Consider the following 16,165-nt stretch of genomic DNA (forward strand, 5'->3'; position numbering starts at 1 on the left):
TTCAGTTGTTTTAGTTAATGATGATTTTATACTGCGTCGGAGAGTGAAGTAAAAGTAAAGTCCCTGATCCTTACCGGTGGCAGAAATGCCGATCCGCTTCGAACGGACGCTCCCATAGCATCAATATTATTCAGCATAATTATCGGGCTTTCATTAAAGCGGAAATTTTTGATGGGAAATTTAATCTGGCCGTTCTCAATGTAAAATGTTCCATCGCGGGTAAGTCCGGTTTGCAGCAGCGTTTGCTGATCCACCATCCGGATATACCAGAAGCGGGTAACAAGGATGCCTTTTTCCGTGCCCCTGATCAGATCCTCGGTCGATCCGGTTCCTCCCAGCATGATCATGTTCCGGGAACCAGGGAGCGGATTCACATTTTTCTGAGACGCCCAAAAGCGACTGTATGCAAGATTCTTAATGACTCCCTTTTCCACCCAGGAAGTTTTTGTTAACGGCAACCCCTCCCCATTCCAGGTATCGCCGGGAACTTCCGGGTGCAGGGGATCCGACCATATCGTAACCTGGTCGCCGAAAAGCTGTTCTCCCAGGCGGGTACCCCCGCCTTTCTTACTGAGAAAACTTCTGCCCTCGTCTGCCGAGCGGGCATCAAATGACCTTAAGATGCCACCCAGCATATCTGCCGCTGCCAGTGGTTCCAGTATCACGGTATATTTTCCGGGTTCGATGGCTTTGGCCCCGGAAGAACGGGTTGCCTTGAAAGCTGCCGTTTTACTTAATGCCAGCGTATCCAGCTTGCTTACATCATTATACTGCTGACTGGTATAGCCCGAACCGGTACCTTCCCGGTTGCGAACGGTCACAGAAAAGTCAACTCCGGAATCAGTACTGTAAGCAAACAATCCTTTTGAATTCATCAGGGCACTGCAGCCGTGATTGTTTTCAAGGTAACCCGCGGCCTCAAGGCCTGCCGATTTTGCGGCCCCCAGGCTCCTGGCGACCATTTCCGCCCTGGATTCAGGAGTCATCGCTGCGGTACCAGCTGAGTGGGCAATACTTTCTGCGTATTGCTGCGGACCCAGCAGCGGCATATATTCCGGATTTTCCGGTGCCAGCCGGGCGAGCTCTTCCGCCCTGGCGACCACCTTGCGCAGGCTTTCTTCATCAAACTCATTGATCGTTGCCGTGCCGGTTCGTTTTCCAAAGGAAGCACTCACAGCGATGCTTGCATTGCTGACCTCGCCAGCTGTCGAAACTGCATTGCGCGCATACCGGATATTACCACCCTGGCTGGCATTAACAGAAACCTGGCACTCGTCAGCTTTGGAAAAAGACAATAATTTTTTGAGGATGGACTGTGCATCTTCTTTACTGAGAATTGCCATGCGTTAAATTTTTCTGGCCGTATTAATTACGTTCACATTATTGAATCTGGTGGTCGCACTGCCATGAGAAACAGCACTGCTTTGTGCCGGCTGTCCCTTACCATCATTAAAGGATCCGCCGAGGCGGTAATCCCTTTCATCGCAGATAGAATGGCAGGAATTCCAGAACTCCTGAGTGTTACTCTGGTACGCCACATCTTTCAGCATGCCGGTAATCTTTCCATTGCTGATCTCGTAAAATGTCTGACCGCCGAACTGGAAATTATAGCGTTGCTGGTCGATTGAATAAGAACCGTTACCCAGTATGTAAATGCCCTTTTCCACTCCTGCGATCATCTGGTCCACACTGAGCGACTGCTTACCGGGCAATAAAGAAACATTTGGCATTCTCTGGAACTGAACATCGTCCCAACCCTGGGAATAGCAACAGCCCTGCGACGCCGGAAGGCCCAGGATATGTGCCTGGTCGCGGATCACCTGGTAATTCACCAGGATGCCATCCTTTATAAGGTCCCACTTCCCGCACTTTACGCCTTCATCGTCATATCCAACAGCACCCAGTGAACCGGGTTGCATTTTGTCTGCAACGATGTTTACAAGGGGATTTCCAAAATTGAATTTTCCGGACTTCCATTTATCCAGCGTCAGGAAACTCGTGCCGGCATAATTGGCCTCGTAGCCAAGCACACGGTCAAGCTCAGTCGGATGCCCCACTGATTCATGAATGGTCAGCCAGAGATGGGTGGGGTCCAGCACTACATCATACTTACCTGGCTCAACAGACTTGGCCTGGTGCTTGGCTGTAGCGTTGGCGACGGCAGACTTAACATCTTCCAGGATATCATACCGTTGTTTATACAGCGTAACGATTCCAGGGATCTTATCTTCCGGTCTCGGCCGCAGATATTCATAACCCATTCCCATGGGAGCGCTGAAGGCCGACCTGGTCTCAAACTTATTCGTGGCACGGTCTACCCTGGTAACATTGAATGTTGGATAGATCCGGTGGATATCCTGGTCAATATAGGAACCATCTGAAGAAGCGAAATATTTCTGCTCGTTCACGGCAAAAATCAGCGAGTTGATAAAGCTTGCGCCAAGCTGCAGCGCGGTATCATTCACCTGCATCAGCAAATCCACCTTTTCTTTTACCGGAACTGTGAATGCATTGATCTCGACAGGTGTCTTCCAGGACACTTCACCGTATCCTTTTTGCGGTGCCAGCTGTACAGGGTCGCCCTGAATGGATGCATTGGCGAGTGCAACAGCCACAGCTCTGCCGGCACATTCGGCAACGCCGTCCTTCGTCATCTGATTGGTGGCAGCAAACCCCCAGCACCCTTTTGCTATAACACGGATGCCTACACCATAACTCTCAGTATTCACAATGCCCTGCACTTTTTTCTCCCTGGTGGATACAAACTGATTCAGGTAACGCCCGATTCTCACATCCGTATAGGTGGCACCCTTACTCCGGGCGGCATTGAGCGCAACATCTGCAAGCTGTTTTTTCAAGGCAACATCAAAAGGGTTATCCAGCAGTGCTGCCTCCGGAATTTCCTTTCCATAAATCGGAATGTTGGGAAGAAAGACGCCACCAAGTCCCCATCCGGCCATCTGAACAAAATCGCGCCTTTTCATGGGTAATATTTTTTGTTGACAGTCTCCTGGCTGAAATGCACAGGAACGGGAATGAAAGCATTCATGTGTGTGTGTGTGTGTTTACGATAAACAGGAACTACCAAACTAATCAAATTAAAACCGTCCCCGCCACCTTTAATCCAGTTTTTTTTCCATCCATAGAAAAACAGACGCCATAAAGAAGCAACCTAAGAACAGGCCACGCAACCTTTGCCAGTTCATGACAGGTTTCCCGTCTATACTTTTCGTTACGGTTGCCCGGGTGCCGGCAAAAGCCTCAGAAGCCTGCATTCGTTCCCGCATTCGCATCGTGAACCATTCTCCCCGGTCAAATACAAACCAGCGGGCCGAATCCTGGCGGCTGACTGCTGTTTGCCAGCCCGACCTATCCGGCCACGCGACGGTATAGTGTAACCAGGGGAAAATCGTCCCTGCAGCAGTATATTCCGGAGCTGCCGTTCGCCAGAGCAAAATCGTTTCGTCCCATGGTTCCGGAAAATTGTTCAGTGCTGACATTGTTTTTTCAGGCTCTGATACAGGTAATGCACCAGTGATCACCGATGACCAGTATGCTGCGTAATGACTGTTTTTCTCTGTAAGCCTCAACGAAAAACTACTATGCCATCCACTGATTGCAACATGACCAGCTCCTTCATTCATACGTACAGCAAGTACTGTATCGCGATTTTTCCAAACCGGCGTTGCCGCCGGCCCGGGTACGAATGTCAGCGTCCCTTCTGCTTCTCCCCCATTGCCGGATTGCCACCTGTAACCACGACCATACCATACCTCTTTGGTCAGTGAGCTATCCGCCAGCAACACCAGCCCCATCTTTCCCGCTGCTATCAATTGCCTGGCTGCATTGCTCACCGCGGGATTCGCCGCCATAGTACCGGCGTCAGTGACCAGCAAATCAAACTGTCCGAGCCATTGCCCTGCCGGTCTGCTAAAATTTACAGGATCTGCATGGAGGTAGTTGGTCAGGTATTGCTGATTGCTGATCCTGTTCCGTGCCGTTACTGAATAACCCATCTGCCCCAGCCAACGCGAGAGAAATCCGGTCTCTGCATCAGGAAACCCTGTCAGCACCAGTATTTTCGTTTTGCCAGCAGCATGCACGATTACGGGCAACCTGCTGGTTTCAATTGTATCCCTCCCGCGAACGACCACCATCGTGAATACCTGGGGTCCTGTAAAAAACGGAATCGTGTTCAGCACAAAGTCATTCACTTTACCCGGACCAACCAAAACACTGTCTCTCACCGTGCTTTCCTGCAACAAGAACAAACGCGCAGTATCCTCCCCGGTATTATCATATTTACCCCGGCATTCGAAGCGGTTGCCCTGGTAAACCATTTTGGTCCAGCCAACCGACAGGAACCCGCGCGGTTCCGGAGAAAGATGAAGCTGTACCGGCACCTCATTCATCATCTTCCAGTAACTGGCTGGTAATCCATAACCGAACACATGCAGCTGCTCCACAGTTGCTGATGATGCATATAACCACTCCCGCCAGGTATAAACAGGAGTGCCGGGATGCTGCGACAAAAACGATTTTAAAGAATCGGGATGTGTGCCTTCCGTTGCCAGAACCGCCATCAAACGGGTCTCTTGTTCACGCGGCCGGAACGCATAGTACAACAACATGCTGAGCGCCACAACAGCTATTGCATTGGCCATCAGGCGCCACCACAACCGGCGCTTGTTCTGCCTGTGCCATTCCATCCGGCAGAGCCAGTACAGCATCAGCAATAAACTGATCCCCGTTAATATGGTTACGATGGCATTCATGGACGCTGACTTTCCAGCAAAATTTTACGATACTCTTTTATCAATGGGTTTACAGGCATTCCCGGCGCCGGCGCCGGCATCCTTACCGGAACTGACAAGCGGGTAAGCGCTGCTGCAGCGATCCCAAGATCGGGTTGTACCGGGGCAATCCCGGTCTGAAGGGCTTCCCTGATGCTGACCATCACTTCATAGTCATGTAACCAGGAAGCTGGTTCTTTAGCCGCCTTTTCTCCTATGATCGCTATCGCTTTATCCAGTTGATCCTTTTCACTTTTTTCAAGCCTTGTGGAGGGCCCTTCCCGCAATGCATTGATCAGTCGCATCGCATCGGATAAAATTACTGCCCCCTCGTCTGCTACCTGGTAGTTGTAATCCAGTTGTGTCGAAACAATCTTGTCCTGGTCGCCCGTGCCCCGCTTTCCAGGATCCAGCGGGGTTGTTCTCACCGTAGTTTTTGCCACGTACACTCTGGACTGCTGCTGTAGTTCTTTCAACAACCGCAATGCCTTGTATTCGTAAGGCAGGGCCTGTACGGGCTGATAGATGCGCAATTTCAGTTCTGCGTTCCACATCTCTGTCAGCGTAGCTTTCAGCTGCTTTTTTGTGGCAGCGTCAAAATAGGTAGCGTCTTCTGCTTTATCATGCTGGTGTGAGACCTCTTCCAGCACCTTCTGTGCATTACCGAAATCAGGATTACCAGACTCATGGCCTTCATCATGTTCATGGTAGCCAATGTTCGTTTCATCTTCTTCGCCTAGAAATTTGCCGTATCGCAGCCGCAGGAGCTTCTGTTCTGCCGCAAGGTCATTGCTCTTTTGCTGAAACATTTCCCTGGAAAGATCCGGCTTGTCTTTTATCAGTTGTTCCGTTTCAATAATAATCTGACGCTGGCTGCGGAAAAATTCCGGTTTAATTGCCATAGTCGTCATGACACCATCGAAACTCATCAACTCCGTTGTGTCAGATAGCTTCACCACCCAGACATCGGAGCGCGATTCCTGGTTGGCTGCATCACGTGCCGTGATATAACCATACCATTCATCGCCGGGCCGGATGTCCCATTTCTTAAGATCTATATTTGCATTCCATTCAAATTTTCTGCTGCCGGCCAATGCTCTCCCGAGACTGATGTCAAGCGTCCTGAATTTCACACTTTCACCTGTACCGCTGGCAATTGTTCCATGCAGTGTTGCAGCCGCGAGGCCATTATCATCCACCAGCAACGCCTGAAAATTCAGGTTTGGTTGTTGCCCCGGTTCCAGTTCTACCTTTCCATCAGGATTGACCAGGTGAATTACAGGGGGGAGGTCGGCGATCATTTCGAATGGGTATAATCCAGAGAGGCTGTCGCCCCATGCAACCTGGTAAAACCCCGGTGTATCCAATACTTTCGTTGCTGTCCAATTTTTTCCGGAGCTGTCAGTACCCCTGAGATTCAACACTGTTTTATCCTGAAATACCAGCCGGAATTGTTTAACCGGAATTGTTGTTGATATGTTCCAGGTTATTTTAGAATGTTGTTCTGCACGGATAGCCCAGTTTTTTTGTGTTAGCTTACTTCGCTTCAGGTAACCTGGTGGCTCGATTACTACTGATACACTAACACCTGCAGGGGAAATCGTAACAATCCGGCTGCCATTAACAGGTGCCGGACCAGATGTCGCTTTGCGGGCCGGAACCGGCAACATGAAAAACAAGACCGACAACAGGATGCTGCCGGCTATCAGCCAGTACCGGCGCCGTAAAGTTCCGGACCAGGGATCATCAATTTCAAGACGATTCAAAACCTCCGTGGTCTTGTTGCGTTGCAGATGAAAGAGCATGCCGTGATCTCCGGGTTCGGCAATTATCAATCCACTGCTTTCTTCCAGTTCCGGAAAACTGAGATCGAGTTTCACCGCAACATCTTCCGCTTTCAATGCTTTTCCCTGCTGCAGCCAGTAAGAGAAAATTACGGCCAGGATCACCAATACAACGGCAGCCCATAGCGGCAATTTTACCAACCGGAACAACAGGATGGATACCGGCAGCGACAACAATGCCCCGGTCAACATCGCCATCCATCGACTCTGTTGATTCCAGCGGCGCTGCAAGTCATATATACGGTTAGCTGACCTCAGTGTTTAAGTTTTAGTTTTCCTCCAGCGCAACCACCTTTCCATTACAAACAACAGGATCAGAAGACCGGTCATCCAGCTATCCACGGGCAAAGCGGCGTGAATCATTTGGGTGGGGGTTGCATTATTCTTTTTACCCGACGGAAAATCCACCAACGCAGAAGGATCAATGCGGTCCTCCAGCCTGGTTAACCTTTGTTGTTCGCTACCGGGTTGAAACAACCAGTACAGGCGTTCCGGCAGGTCATCCAGGGAAGCGATGCCACCGGCTCCATCTTCAGCAACAGAAAGCCGGTGAATATTTTTAGCCGGATCAGGCTGCCACAAAATATCATTGCCCGACGCAGATTGCCATATTATCCTGCCAGCACTTTGTTGCGTTGTATCTGCCTGCAATATCAGTCCGGTTGAGGTCATTGCAGGAAGCGGCCTTGTACTTAACCAGAACAACACGGAATTGCTGTCCGGCCTCACCCTACCAGGATCGTTAACATGAATCAGCTGTACACTGTCTTTAAAATAATATTGTAATGATCTGATGGCTGCTGCCAGGTGCTGATCCTGTCGCAGAAATTTTTCACTGTCCCTGTACAACCAGATCTTCCGCGGAAGCCTGGCCGCCGAAGCCAGTTCCTTTGGCTGCTGATCATGATACAGCCTCCAGTCAACCGGTCGGTTCACCTTTGGCTTGGGTCCTGAAAAACCCTGTACGTTATCCGGTGTAAACAACACCAGCGGCATACCGGCAGGAGCCCTGCGTTCAATGGCATCAAGCAGCGTGAAATGGTCATAGCGGTGTTGCGCTGTACCTGCGGTGTCACCCATTTCTATTTCCGGAAAAGCTTTTTCCCAGGCATGCAGCCTGAATCCCTGGTGAATGAGGCTGTCGATCGCTATCCGGTTCCTGCCGATCCCTTCACGCGGCACGAGAACCCACCCTTTCACCCGCTTATCGCTTTTTTCTTTTTGCCATACCGGCCCGGCCAACCACACTGCCGCCAACAGGATCATCGCACACCGCACTGCCAGCAGTAACCATTCAGTCAGCCGATGTCGACTGGCCTGGTTTGCCGTTGCTTTAGGCAGAAAGCGAATGGTACCAACCAGGGTTACCGCCCCCTGCCGGCTTTTCCACCAGTGGATCAGCAGGGGAATGCAGATACCCGTTCCTGTCAAAAGCCATATGGGTTCCAGAAATCTCAACTACTAAATAAATGATTTTTGTCGCTGCTGTAAAAACTCGAGAATTCCTTCGTTCAATGGCTGGTCCATTTTCAGCTGGCAATACGTAATTCCTTTTTCAAGCAACTGTTTCCTGATATTGCCGATGTAATGCGCCAGGTTTTCCTTTGCCTGGGCACGATCACCATCCTGGATATTGTCTGTGCGTTCAGCGGTTTCCCAATCCTGCAAGGTGGCTGCTGATCCGAAATTCATGTCGAGCTCCCGGGATCCCATAAGATGAAATACGATCACTTCATGTTTCGAAGCAGCCAGCGAATGCAGCAACTCCAGCGTCTCGTTGTTTGCCTGGTACAGATCTGTTATGAATAACAGCATTTCCTTACCCGGAACACCCGACCTCAGTTGCGGAAAAAACCGGTTTGATAAAAACAGGCCCCCGGTTTGCAATTGTTCCAGCTGGTAAAAGAAACGGGACAAGTGCCTCGCATCGTTCCTGACAGGAAGACTTTCCCAATTGTCCTGATGTAACACCATCAGGCCTAATGCATCCCCCTGCCGGTAGGCCAGGTAACCCATTGCAGCCGCCAGCAGTTTTGCATAATCTATCTTCCTGATACCTCCTTCCAGGTACGCCATGGAGGCGCTTGCATCGATCAGTATCCGGATCCGGATGCTGGTATCCATTTCTGACTCCCGCACATAATACCTGTCTGACCGTGCATACATTTTCCAATCCATCCACCGCAGATCGTCTCCGGGCTGATAGCTGCGATACTGGCTGAATTCCTGTCCCTGCCCCCTTACCCTGCTTTTGTTGATGCCTGATAAATAAGGATCGACCATCATTTTTGCGGCGAGCCCTATATTTCCAAGGGAAAGCAATATTTCTGGAGTGGGAAATTGCATGAACTGTCTAATTTTCCTTGCGGCTGACACTTTCAAGCAACGCCTGTGAGATCCGGTCGCTATTCACATGCTCCGCCTCAGCTTTGAAATTCACCAATATCCGGTGACGAAGCACCGGAAAAATCATGGTCTCAATATCTTCCTGGATAACGGCATACCTGCCCTTCAGCAGTGCCCTGGCCTTTGCTGTCAGGATCAGCGCCTGCCCGGCACGCGGACCGGCTCCCCAGGCCACCCATTCCTTCACAAAAGGAATAGATGTGGTATCCGGACGTGTTTCCCGTATCAGCCTGGTCACATAGCCGATCAGCGCAGTACTGATATTCACTTCCCTCACCAGTGACTGCAGCTGCAGGATCTCATCCGCCGACAACACTGCTTCAACCTTCACCTTCCGGTTGCCCGTCGTCTGATGCAGAATCGCCGCTTCCTCTCCCGCTGAGGGATATCCGATCTTTACATATAACAGGAACCTGTCCAATTGTGCTTCAGGCAAAGGATAGGTACCGGCCTGTTCAATCGGATTCTGTGTCGCAAGGATAAAAAACGGTCTCTGCAGGTAATGGGTGTGGCCGGCATATGTAATTTCGAATTCCTGCATCGCTTCCAACAGAGCCGACTGTGTTTTTGGAGGCGTCCGGTTGATCTCATCCGCCAGGATGATATTGGCGAATAAGGGTCCCTGGTTGAACTTGAAAAATCTTTTCCCGGTAGCTACGTCTTCTTCGAGAATCTCCGTACCGATAATATCAGTAGGCATCAGGTCGGGTGTAAACTGGATCCTGTTAAACTGGAGGTCCAACGCCTGTGACAAGGTGCGCACCATCAACGTTTTTGCAAGTCCGGGTACACCTTCCAGCAGACAATGACCTCCCGCCAGCAAGGCTATGATCAACTCTTCCAGAACAGCGTCCTGGCCGACAATCTGTTTCTGAATTTCGGCTTTCAGTCGCGATACCTTTTCCAACAGTTGTTGCAATGCAGCTTCCGTATGTATCAAAACACAGGTTTTAAGTAAAATGAATTATGTGAAATACGGCTTATTTTAGCAAACGCTTCGAAAAATACATGACTGGTAAGTTCACCTTTGTACGCCTGAAATATAGCTCAGGAGATTGGGATACCGATCAACGCATGCCCGCCAATATCCTCAATTCGCTGATTGAATATACCACCATTCCGGTGTCACCACAGGAGAAAATTGTAGACCTCGCCACCACCGAGATCTTCAGGTACCCCTTTTGTTACATGAGCGGGCACAAGCTCGTTCAGTTTACACAGGCCGAAAGCCGTCATTTCAAACAGTATGTGGACAACGGTGGCTTTGTATTCGTGGACGATTGCAATCACGATATCGATGGACTGTTTGCCAAATCGTTCGAAGCCCAAATGAACCAACTGTTTGGCCCGGCTGCTCTCAAAAAGATCCCTGATTCACATGGCATCTACCACACTTTCTTCAAATTTGAAAAAGGTCCGCCCAATACAGCATTTGAATTAAACGGCTGGGGTGACGATCTGATCCATGATTACCTGAAAGCCATCACGATCAACGGAAGGATCGGCGTACTGTACAGCAATAAAGATTACGGTTGCGAGTGGGACTATGATTTCCGAAACAAACGGTTTCTAGCTGAAGACAACACCAAATTCGGGGTCAATATCATTGTCTATGCATTATCCGCTATTCCTTCCCGTTAGTTGGTAACCGGTCAATTCCAGGTGAAATTCAGCGGAATGTTGAGTTTAACATTGAAATTTCTTCCCATCCCGAATACACCCTGCCGGCCGGTAACCGGGTTAACTGCTGTATACTTGAGCCGGTCGAGATGATTCTGATAGGCCACATCACCGAGATTCGTCAGGGCAAACTGGAGCGTCGCCAGTTTATTTTCTCCTTTGTGCAGGTCAGCGCCCAACGCTAAGTTAACCAGCCAGTAGTCTCCGGTTACTGTTTCAGTGTTGAACCCGGTAAATGCACGGCTTTGCCGGAAAGTATAATCACTCTCACCAGTGAGGTAGAGGTTCCGGATCAGCTTTCCTTTTGGCAATACATTGATGGTCAGTTCAGAAACCAGCCGGGCAGCCGGGATATTGGGAATATTACGGCTCCCGTCTATGGCCTGGTCGAAGCGGCCGATAGTGTATCCGAAGTTGTTTTTGATATGCAGCCAGTCCATAGGGTGGGGATGGATATCAACTATCAGTTCAGCGCCATAAAGCACAGCATCCTGCTGGTTGAACTGAAAGACTGTTAAGGTGTTTCCGGATTCGGGATCAAATATGGTTGAATCGGATCCTGCCTGGTTGAGCAGCTTGCGGTAGAAAATAAAATCATTGATCCTGTTGTAAAATACATTTCCTTCCAGGGAAAGATGGGGAGTATTCCATTCCAGTCCCGCATCAGCCTGTATGCTGGTCTCACTATGAAGTGACTTGTCGCCCACTTCATAACGGATCGTTCCTTCATGGGCACCATTGCTTGCCAGTTCGGCAAGGGAAGGTGCACGAAAACCCCGTGCAAGGTTCGCCTTTACCTGTAACCGGCTGTTCAACTCGTAGCTGATCCCCGCGCTACCGGAAACATTTGCAAAATCCCGGGTGAACGCAGTAAATTTCTCTTCCTGGTCAACGATCATGTCATTGCTGTTGATATGACGGTTGTCAAACCTGAGTCCCCCGCTGAAGGACAGCCTGCGTAAATGATATTGTGTAAATCCGAATATTCCGATATCGGTCACGGCATAATCGGGAATCAGAACTTCTTCTGCGCGGTTGTCATTGGTCTGATACATGCCACTGGCCCCGAACGTAAACTTCCAGTTTGTTTTTGCCGGCAATTGCAGCTTCGCCGCATAAGTAAGTGTTTTGAGATCGAACCATGCATCAGGTGATGTTGCTGCTTCGGCGTTTCCATATTCCCGGCGTTGATTACGTTGAAAACCGAGCGTAACATCCAGGTTGTTCTTACCCAGATTAAATACATTGTCTGTACTCACTTTGAAATGTTGTACATGCTGGTAAGGAACATAGGACCGAATAGATTTGAAATCGCCTGATGTCGCTACCGTGTCGCCGCCCGCCACAGGTTTCATAAACCTACCCGATTCATCTCTTTCTCCTTCAACCATTCCTGGTTGCTGATCAAAGTAACTGACCAGCACATGGGTATAACCCCACGAACCGCCGTACCCGAGCATACCACCGAAGTTCTGCTGATGGAATTTGGAATTGAATACATAGCCATCGTATTTGTTCTGGTAATCATGTGCGGCTTTATATGAACCATAGGCGTTCCAGCTTAGTCCGTTTTTTGTGCCACCCATGTTTCCATAAAATCCTCTCAAACCATTGTTGGACTGATATTCAGATCCGATTGATCCACTGATCTGGCCTTCATTCGCAGGCTTCTGGGTGATAATGTTAATCACGCCGGCCATCGCGTCACTTCCGTATAAAAGAGAAGCCGGCCCCTTCAACACCTCGATCCGCTGGATACTGTAATCATCTATTTCAATACCATGCTCATCTCCCCATTGCTGCCCTTCCTGACGGATGCCGTCATTGATCGTAATCACCCGGTTATAACCGAGGCCACGGATAAAGGGTTTGGAAATTGCAGGGCCGGTACTGAGTGCAGACACTCCGGGCACGCTGTGTGCGAGGGCATCAATGGCATTTGTAGCAGATATTCTCTGGAGTTCTTCCCTTTTCAGAATATCGACGGGTTGCGGCGATTGTTTGACGCGCATCGCAGTAGAAACTCCGGTGATGGTAACAGCCTGATTTTCCACAATCCTTTCCTGCAGGCTGAAATCTTTCCGGGTATTACCGTTGATGCTGATATTTTCAACGATCGCCGCATGTCCCTGGTAGCTTACTTCCACCAGGTAAACACCATTGTTTATAGGTGGCGTCGTAAATAATCCCTGCCGGTCAGCGATGGCGCCTTTCTTAATATCAGGAAAATAAACGGATGCCCCGGAAAGTGCCTGCCCCGTTCTCGTATCCACCACTTTGCCGGAAAAGATTCCCCGGCCCGCAGCATTGCCTGGTTGTGCAACGGCTGCCGGAGAAAATCCTGCGATAACAAATAATAAGGCGGCAAGCAGATAGAACCGGTGTTTGTTTCCTGACATGATCCAGAATTAGGCACCAAAAATGCAACAACATTTCATTTTATTTGCAACAACCGTTCAATTATTTATCAATTTCCCTGAAATTTCTCTTTTTTTACCACAACACCTTCCGATATTACCGATCGTGGCCGCTATGTGGATTCAAAAATAACTGCCGCCCCCTGCCCTACGCCAACACACATTGTTGCCAGACCATAGCGGACTCCCCGTCGTTTCATCTCGTGCAACAACGTGGCTACAATGCGCACACCACTTGCTCCAAGCGGGTGACCGAGTGCGATCGCTCCGCCATTGACGTTAACTTTTTGAGGATCCAGGTCGAGCGCCCGCATGCAGGCCAGTGACTGGGAAGCAAAAGCTTCATTCAGTTCAATCAGGCCAATATCCCGGATGGAAAGTTTTGCGCGTTGTAACGCTTTATGGACAGCAGGAACCGGGCCAACACCCATTACAGATGGATCTACCCCTGCAACAGCCATACTGACAATGGAGGCCAGCGGTTTAAGTTTGTAAGCCTGAACGGCATCCTCTCCTGCCAGGATTGCTGCGGCGGCGCCGTCGTTGATGCCGCTGCTGTTACCTGCAGTAACAGTGCCTTCTTTCTTAAAAGCCGGCTTTAATGCCGCCAGTTTCTCCAGTGTCGTTTCCCGCGGATGTTCATCTTTCGTGACCATCGTCGCTTCCCGGTTGATGGTTACGGGAACGGGGATTAATTCATTGCGAAAGCGCCCTTCAACCTGGGCTTCCGCATAGCGGCGCTGGCTCTCAAGGGCAAATTTGTCCTGGTCCGCGCGGCTAATCTGCCATTGTTCCGCCACATTTTCGGCGGTTTCCCCCATTGTATAAGGATGATACAGGCTGGCCAGCCGTTGATTGACGAAACGCCAGCCCATGGTTGTGTCAAATACCTCCTGCTGGCGGTTCCAGGCGTTGTCGGCTTTTGCCATTACAAAAGGCGCCCGCGTCATGCTCTCCACGCCCCCCGCAACGATAAATTCGCCATCACCGCAGGCAAGTGCACGTGACGCATCCATAATTGCCTGAAGCCCACTGGCGCAGAGCCGGTTTACCGTGTTTCCCGCCACTGTTACCGGAAGACCGGCCAGCAGTCCGGCCATGCGGGCAACATTGCGGTTATCCTCCCCGCTTTGGTTGGCTGCACCGGCGATAATGTCTTCGATTTTAGCCGGGTCCACGGCGGGGTTGCGATCGAGTAACTTTCGGATAACCAGGGCAAGCAGATCATCGGGGCGTTGGCTGCTCAGGCCGCCGCCATAGCGGCCGATGGGCGTTCTGGCCGCATCGATCACATAGGTTTTTTTCATAACGGCCAAAGATAGACCTTTGCAGAATGCTGAAGCTGGACAAGAAAAATATCAGGGAGCTTTCCCTGGAGGAGCTGGAAACATTTTTTGCGACTATCGGAGAGAAAAAATTCAGGGCCAGACAGGTCTATGAATGGCTATGGCTGAAACCGGTGGTTCAGTTCGATGAAATGACCAACCTCAGCAAAGACCTGAGGCAAAAACTCAGTGAACAGTTTTCCCTTCCGGCATTAAGGGAGGACCTTACCCAACACAGCATGGACGGCACGTTGAAAAGCAGGTTCAAAACTGTAGATGGCCACCTTGTAGAAGGTGTGCTGATTCCTACCGACGAGCGGCGGACTGCCTGTGTTTCCTCACAGATCGGCTGCTCCCTGAGCTGCAAGTTTTGTGCAACAGGATATATGGACCGGAAACGCAACCTCGAATTTGATGAAATATACGATGAGGTAGTACTGATCAACCGCCAGAGCGAAGCGGTATATGGCAAAAAATTAACCAATATCGTTTTCATGGGGATGGGTGAACCGCTGCTGAACTATAAAAACGTGCTCAGGGCAATCGAAAAAATAACCTCCCCGGACGGACTTGGAATGAGCCCCCGCCGCATCACCGTTTCCACTGCCGGGGTTGCCAAAATGATCCGCCAGCTGGGTGACGACCAGGTGCGGTTCAAACTGGCACTTTCCCTGCACGCCGCCAACGATGCCAAACGCCACGAGATCATGCCCATCAACGACAGCAATGACATCAAATCACTGGTGGACGCACTCAATTATTTTTACCAGAAGACCGGAAACGAAATCACTTTCGAATACATCCTGTTCAAGGATTTCAATGATTCCCTGAAAGACGCTGAAGAACTCGTTCACCTGTATCGGAAAGTGCCTGCCGACCTGATGAATATCATCGAGTACAACCCGATCGACAATGCAGATTTTCAGAAACCGGATGAGGACAAGGTGACGCAATTCATGGCATTCCTTGAACGCAACCGCGTGAATGTCAGGTTGAGACGGAGCCGGGGCAAGGATATCGATGCTGCCTGCGGGCAGCTAGCCAATAAATAATCATCCGGCACTATTTCCTGCTTTAACATTTCAACAGCTTTTCGGCTTAAACCCGATTGCTGATAACTGGTCTTATGCTTAAACAGCATAATGAAAAGAATAATTGCATTAGCCCTGGTAATCGCTGGTTTTCAGGTAGCCATGGCACAGGATAGCACCATATCAAAAAGGCCTCATCATGGCCATCATCCCCGGGGAGAATATGGTCTCAGCCAGTTACACCTGACGCCGGAACAGCGCCAGCAATTGGACAAACTGCAAAAGGAACACAAGGAAAAAATGATGGCCATCCTTACGCCGGAACAAAAAGCAAAACTGGAGCAGCAAAGGAAAGAACGGGCAAATGACCGGCAGAAACATCGTGGAGCCTCCATCAGCAAGATGAAGGAGACGCTGCAACTGACAGATGATCAGGCGGCAAAAATGAAAAGCATCCGGGAAGATCATAAGAAACAGGCGGAACTTATCCGGGCCAACAGCACCCTCGCTGAAGGGGAACGCCTGGCACAGCTGAAAAAACTTTCTGCTGACAAACGTAGTGAAGTAAATGCCATGCTTACTCCTGAACAACAGGAAAAGCTGAAGCAATTCAACGATAAACACCCTAAGAGGACGGTTCGATGATTCAGTGGACAATGGGCTGCCTGC

At 50.1% G+C, this 16,165-nt stretch carries 12 protein-coding genes; 3 read left to right on the top strand and 9 right to left on the bottom strand.

The genetic code is table 11. The features are described from left to right. Positions 1 to 26 precede the first annotated feature (26 nt). The 7 genes from FPE01S_RS02655 to FPE01S_RS02685 all read right to left on the bottom strand — a co-directional run bounded on the left by FPE01S_RS02655 (position 27) and on the right by FPE01S_RS02685 (position 9,983). Positions 27 to 1,343 carry a TldD/PmbA family protein gene (locus FPE01S_RS02655; protein WP_046367359.1) on the bottom strand — a complete coding sequence of 439 codons (1,317 nt, stop codon included), beginning with the start codon at positions 1,341 to 1,343 and terminating at the stop codon, positions 27 to 29. Positions 1,344 to 1,346: 3 nt separating this feature from the next. Then, positions 1,347 to 2,984 (bottom strand): TldD/PmbA family protein, encoded by a 1,638-nt coding sequence (locus FPE01S_RS02660; protein ID WP_046367360.1) that lies wholly within the window; start codon positions 2,982 to 2,984, stop codon positions 1,347 to 1,349. A 135-nt stretch (positions 2,985 to 3,119) separates the two neighbouring features. Beyond that, the gene (locus FPE01S_RS02665) at positions 3,120 to 4,775 is read right to left on the bottom strand and encodes a hypothetical protein (protein WP_046367361.1); all 1,656 of its coding nucleotides are present in this window, start codon (positions 4,773 to 4,775) and stop codon (positions 3,120 to 3,122) included. After that, a complete protein-coding gene (locus tag FPE01S_RS02670) occupies positions 4,772 to 6,868 on the bottom strand; it encodes a hypothetical protein (protein ID WP_157473875.1) in 2,097 nt (698 codons plus the stop codon). Before FPE01S_RS02670 ends, FPE01S_RS02665 begins: the two co-directional genes overlap by 4 nt. A 30-nt stretch (positions 6,869 to 6,898) precedes the next feature. Continuing rightward, positions 6,899 to 8,095 (bottom strand): BatA domain-containing protein, encoded by a 1,197-nt coding sequence (locus FPE01S_RS02675; protein WP_046367363.1) that lies wholly within the window; start codon positions 8,093 to 8,095, stop codon positions 6,899 to 6,901. 3 nt (positions 8,096 to 8,098) lie between these two features. Further along, on the bottom strand, positions 8,099 to 8,983 hold the full coding sequence (locus FPE01S_RS02680; RefSeq protein WP_046367364.1) for a DUF58 domain-containing protein: 885 nt from the start codon (positions 8,981 to 8,983) through the stop codon (positions 8,099 to 8,101). A 7-nt stretch (positions 8,984 to 8,990) separates the two neighbouring features. Further along, positions 8,991 to 9,983, bottom strand: a complete 993-nt coding sequence (locus FPE01S_RS02685) for an AAA family ATPase (RefSeq protein WP_046367365.1) — start codon at positions 9,981 to 9,983, stop codon at positions 8,991 to 8,993. 68 nt (positions 9,984 to 10,051) lie between these two features. On the opposite strand from FPE01S_RS02685, the gene FPE01S_RS02690 reads away from it, so the two are divergent. Beyond that, positions 10,052 to 10,684 (top strand): DUF4159 domain-containing protein, encoded by a 633-nt coding sequence (locus FPE01S_RS02690; RefSeq protein WP_046367366.1) that lies wholly within the window; start codon positions 10,052 to 10,054, stop codon positions 10,682 to 10,684. An 11-nt stretch (positions 10,685 to 10,695) separates the two neighbouring features. Here the strand turns inward: FPE01S_RS02690 and FPE01S_RS02695 are convergent, their stop codons facing one another. Both FPE01S_RS02695 and FPE01S_RS02700 read right to left on the bottom strand, forming a co-directional pair. Continuing rightward, positions 10,696 to 13,122 carry a TonB-dependent receptor gene (locus tag FPE01S_RS02695; protein WP_052955461.1) on the bottom strand — a complete coding sequence of 809 codons (2,427 nt, stop codon included), beginning with the start codon at positions 13,120 to 13,122 and terminating at the stop codon, positions 10,696 to 10,698. Between the two features lie 131 nt (positions 13,123 to 13,253). Next, on the bottom strand, positions 13,254 to 14,447 hold the full coding sequence (locus tag FPE01S_RS02700) for a thiolase family protein (protein ID WP_046367367.1): 1,194 nt from the start codon (positions 14,445 to 14,447) through the stop codon (positions 13,254 to 13,256). A 26-nt stretch (positions 14,448 to 14,473) separates the two neighbouring features. Here FPE01S_RS02700 and rlmN point away from each other — a divergent pair, with 26 nt between their 5' ends. After that, a complete protein-coding gene (gene rlmN, locus FPE01S_RS02705) occupies positions 14,474 to 15,517 on the top strand; it encodes a dual-specificity RNA methyltransferase RlmN (protein ID WP_046367368.1) in 1,044 nt (347 codons plus the stop codon). A 90-nt stretch (positions 15,518 to 15,607) separates the two neighbouring features. After that, on the top strand, positions 15,608 to 16,141 hold the full coding sequence (locus FPE01S_RS02710; protein ID WP_046367369.1) for a hypothetical protein: 534 nt from the start codon (positions 15,608 to 15,610) through the stop codon (positions 16,139 to 16,141). The last annotated feature ends 24 nt before the right edge of the window (positions 16,142 to 16,165 follow it).

The organism is Flavihumibacter petaseus NBRC 106054 (assembly GCF_000974785.1).
Classification (GTDB): domain Bacteria; phylum Bacteroidota; class Bacteroidia; order Chitinophagales; family Chitinophagaceae; genus Flavihumibacter; species Flavihumibacter petaseus.

Coding starts and splice junctions, on each gene's coding strand:
- FPE01S_RS02655 (WP_046367359.1), bottom strand. CDS start 1,343: ATGGCAATTCTCAGTAAAGAAGATGCACAGTCCATCCTCAAAAAATTA.
- FPE01S_RS02660 (WP_046367360.1), bottom strand. CDS start 2,984: ATGAAAAGGCGCGATTTTGTTCAGATGGCCGGATGGGGACTTGGTGGC.
- FPE01S_RS02665 (WP_046367361.1), bottom strand. CDS start 4,775: ATGAATGCCATCGTAACCATATTAACGGGGATCAGTTTATTGCTGATG.
- FPE01S_RS02680 (WP_046367364.1), bottom strand. CDS start 8,983: ATGCAATTTCCCACTCCAGAAATATTGCTTTCCCTTGGAAATATAGGG.
- FPE01S_RS02690 (WP_046367366.1), top strand. CDS start 10,052: ATGACTGGTAAGTTCACCTTTGTACGCCTGAAATATAGCTCAGGAGAT.
- FPE01S_RS02695 (WP_052955461.1), bottom strand. CDS start 13,122: ATGTCAGGAAACAAACACCGGTTCTATCTGCTTGCCGCCTTATTATTT.
- FPE01S_RS02700 (WP_046367367.1), bottom strand. CDS start 14,447: ATGAAAAAAACCTATGTGATCGATGCGGCCAGAACGCCCATCGGCCGC.
- rlmN (WP_046367368.1), top strand. CDS start 14,474: ATGCTGAAGCTGGACAAGAAAAATATCAGGGAGCTTTCCCTGGAGGAG.
- FPE01S_RS02710 (WP_046367369.1), top strand. CDS start 15,608: ATGAAAAGAATAATTGCATTAGCCCTGGTAATCGCTGGTTTTCAGGTA.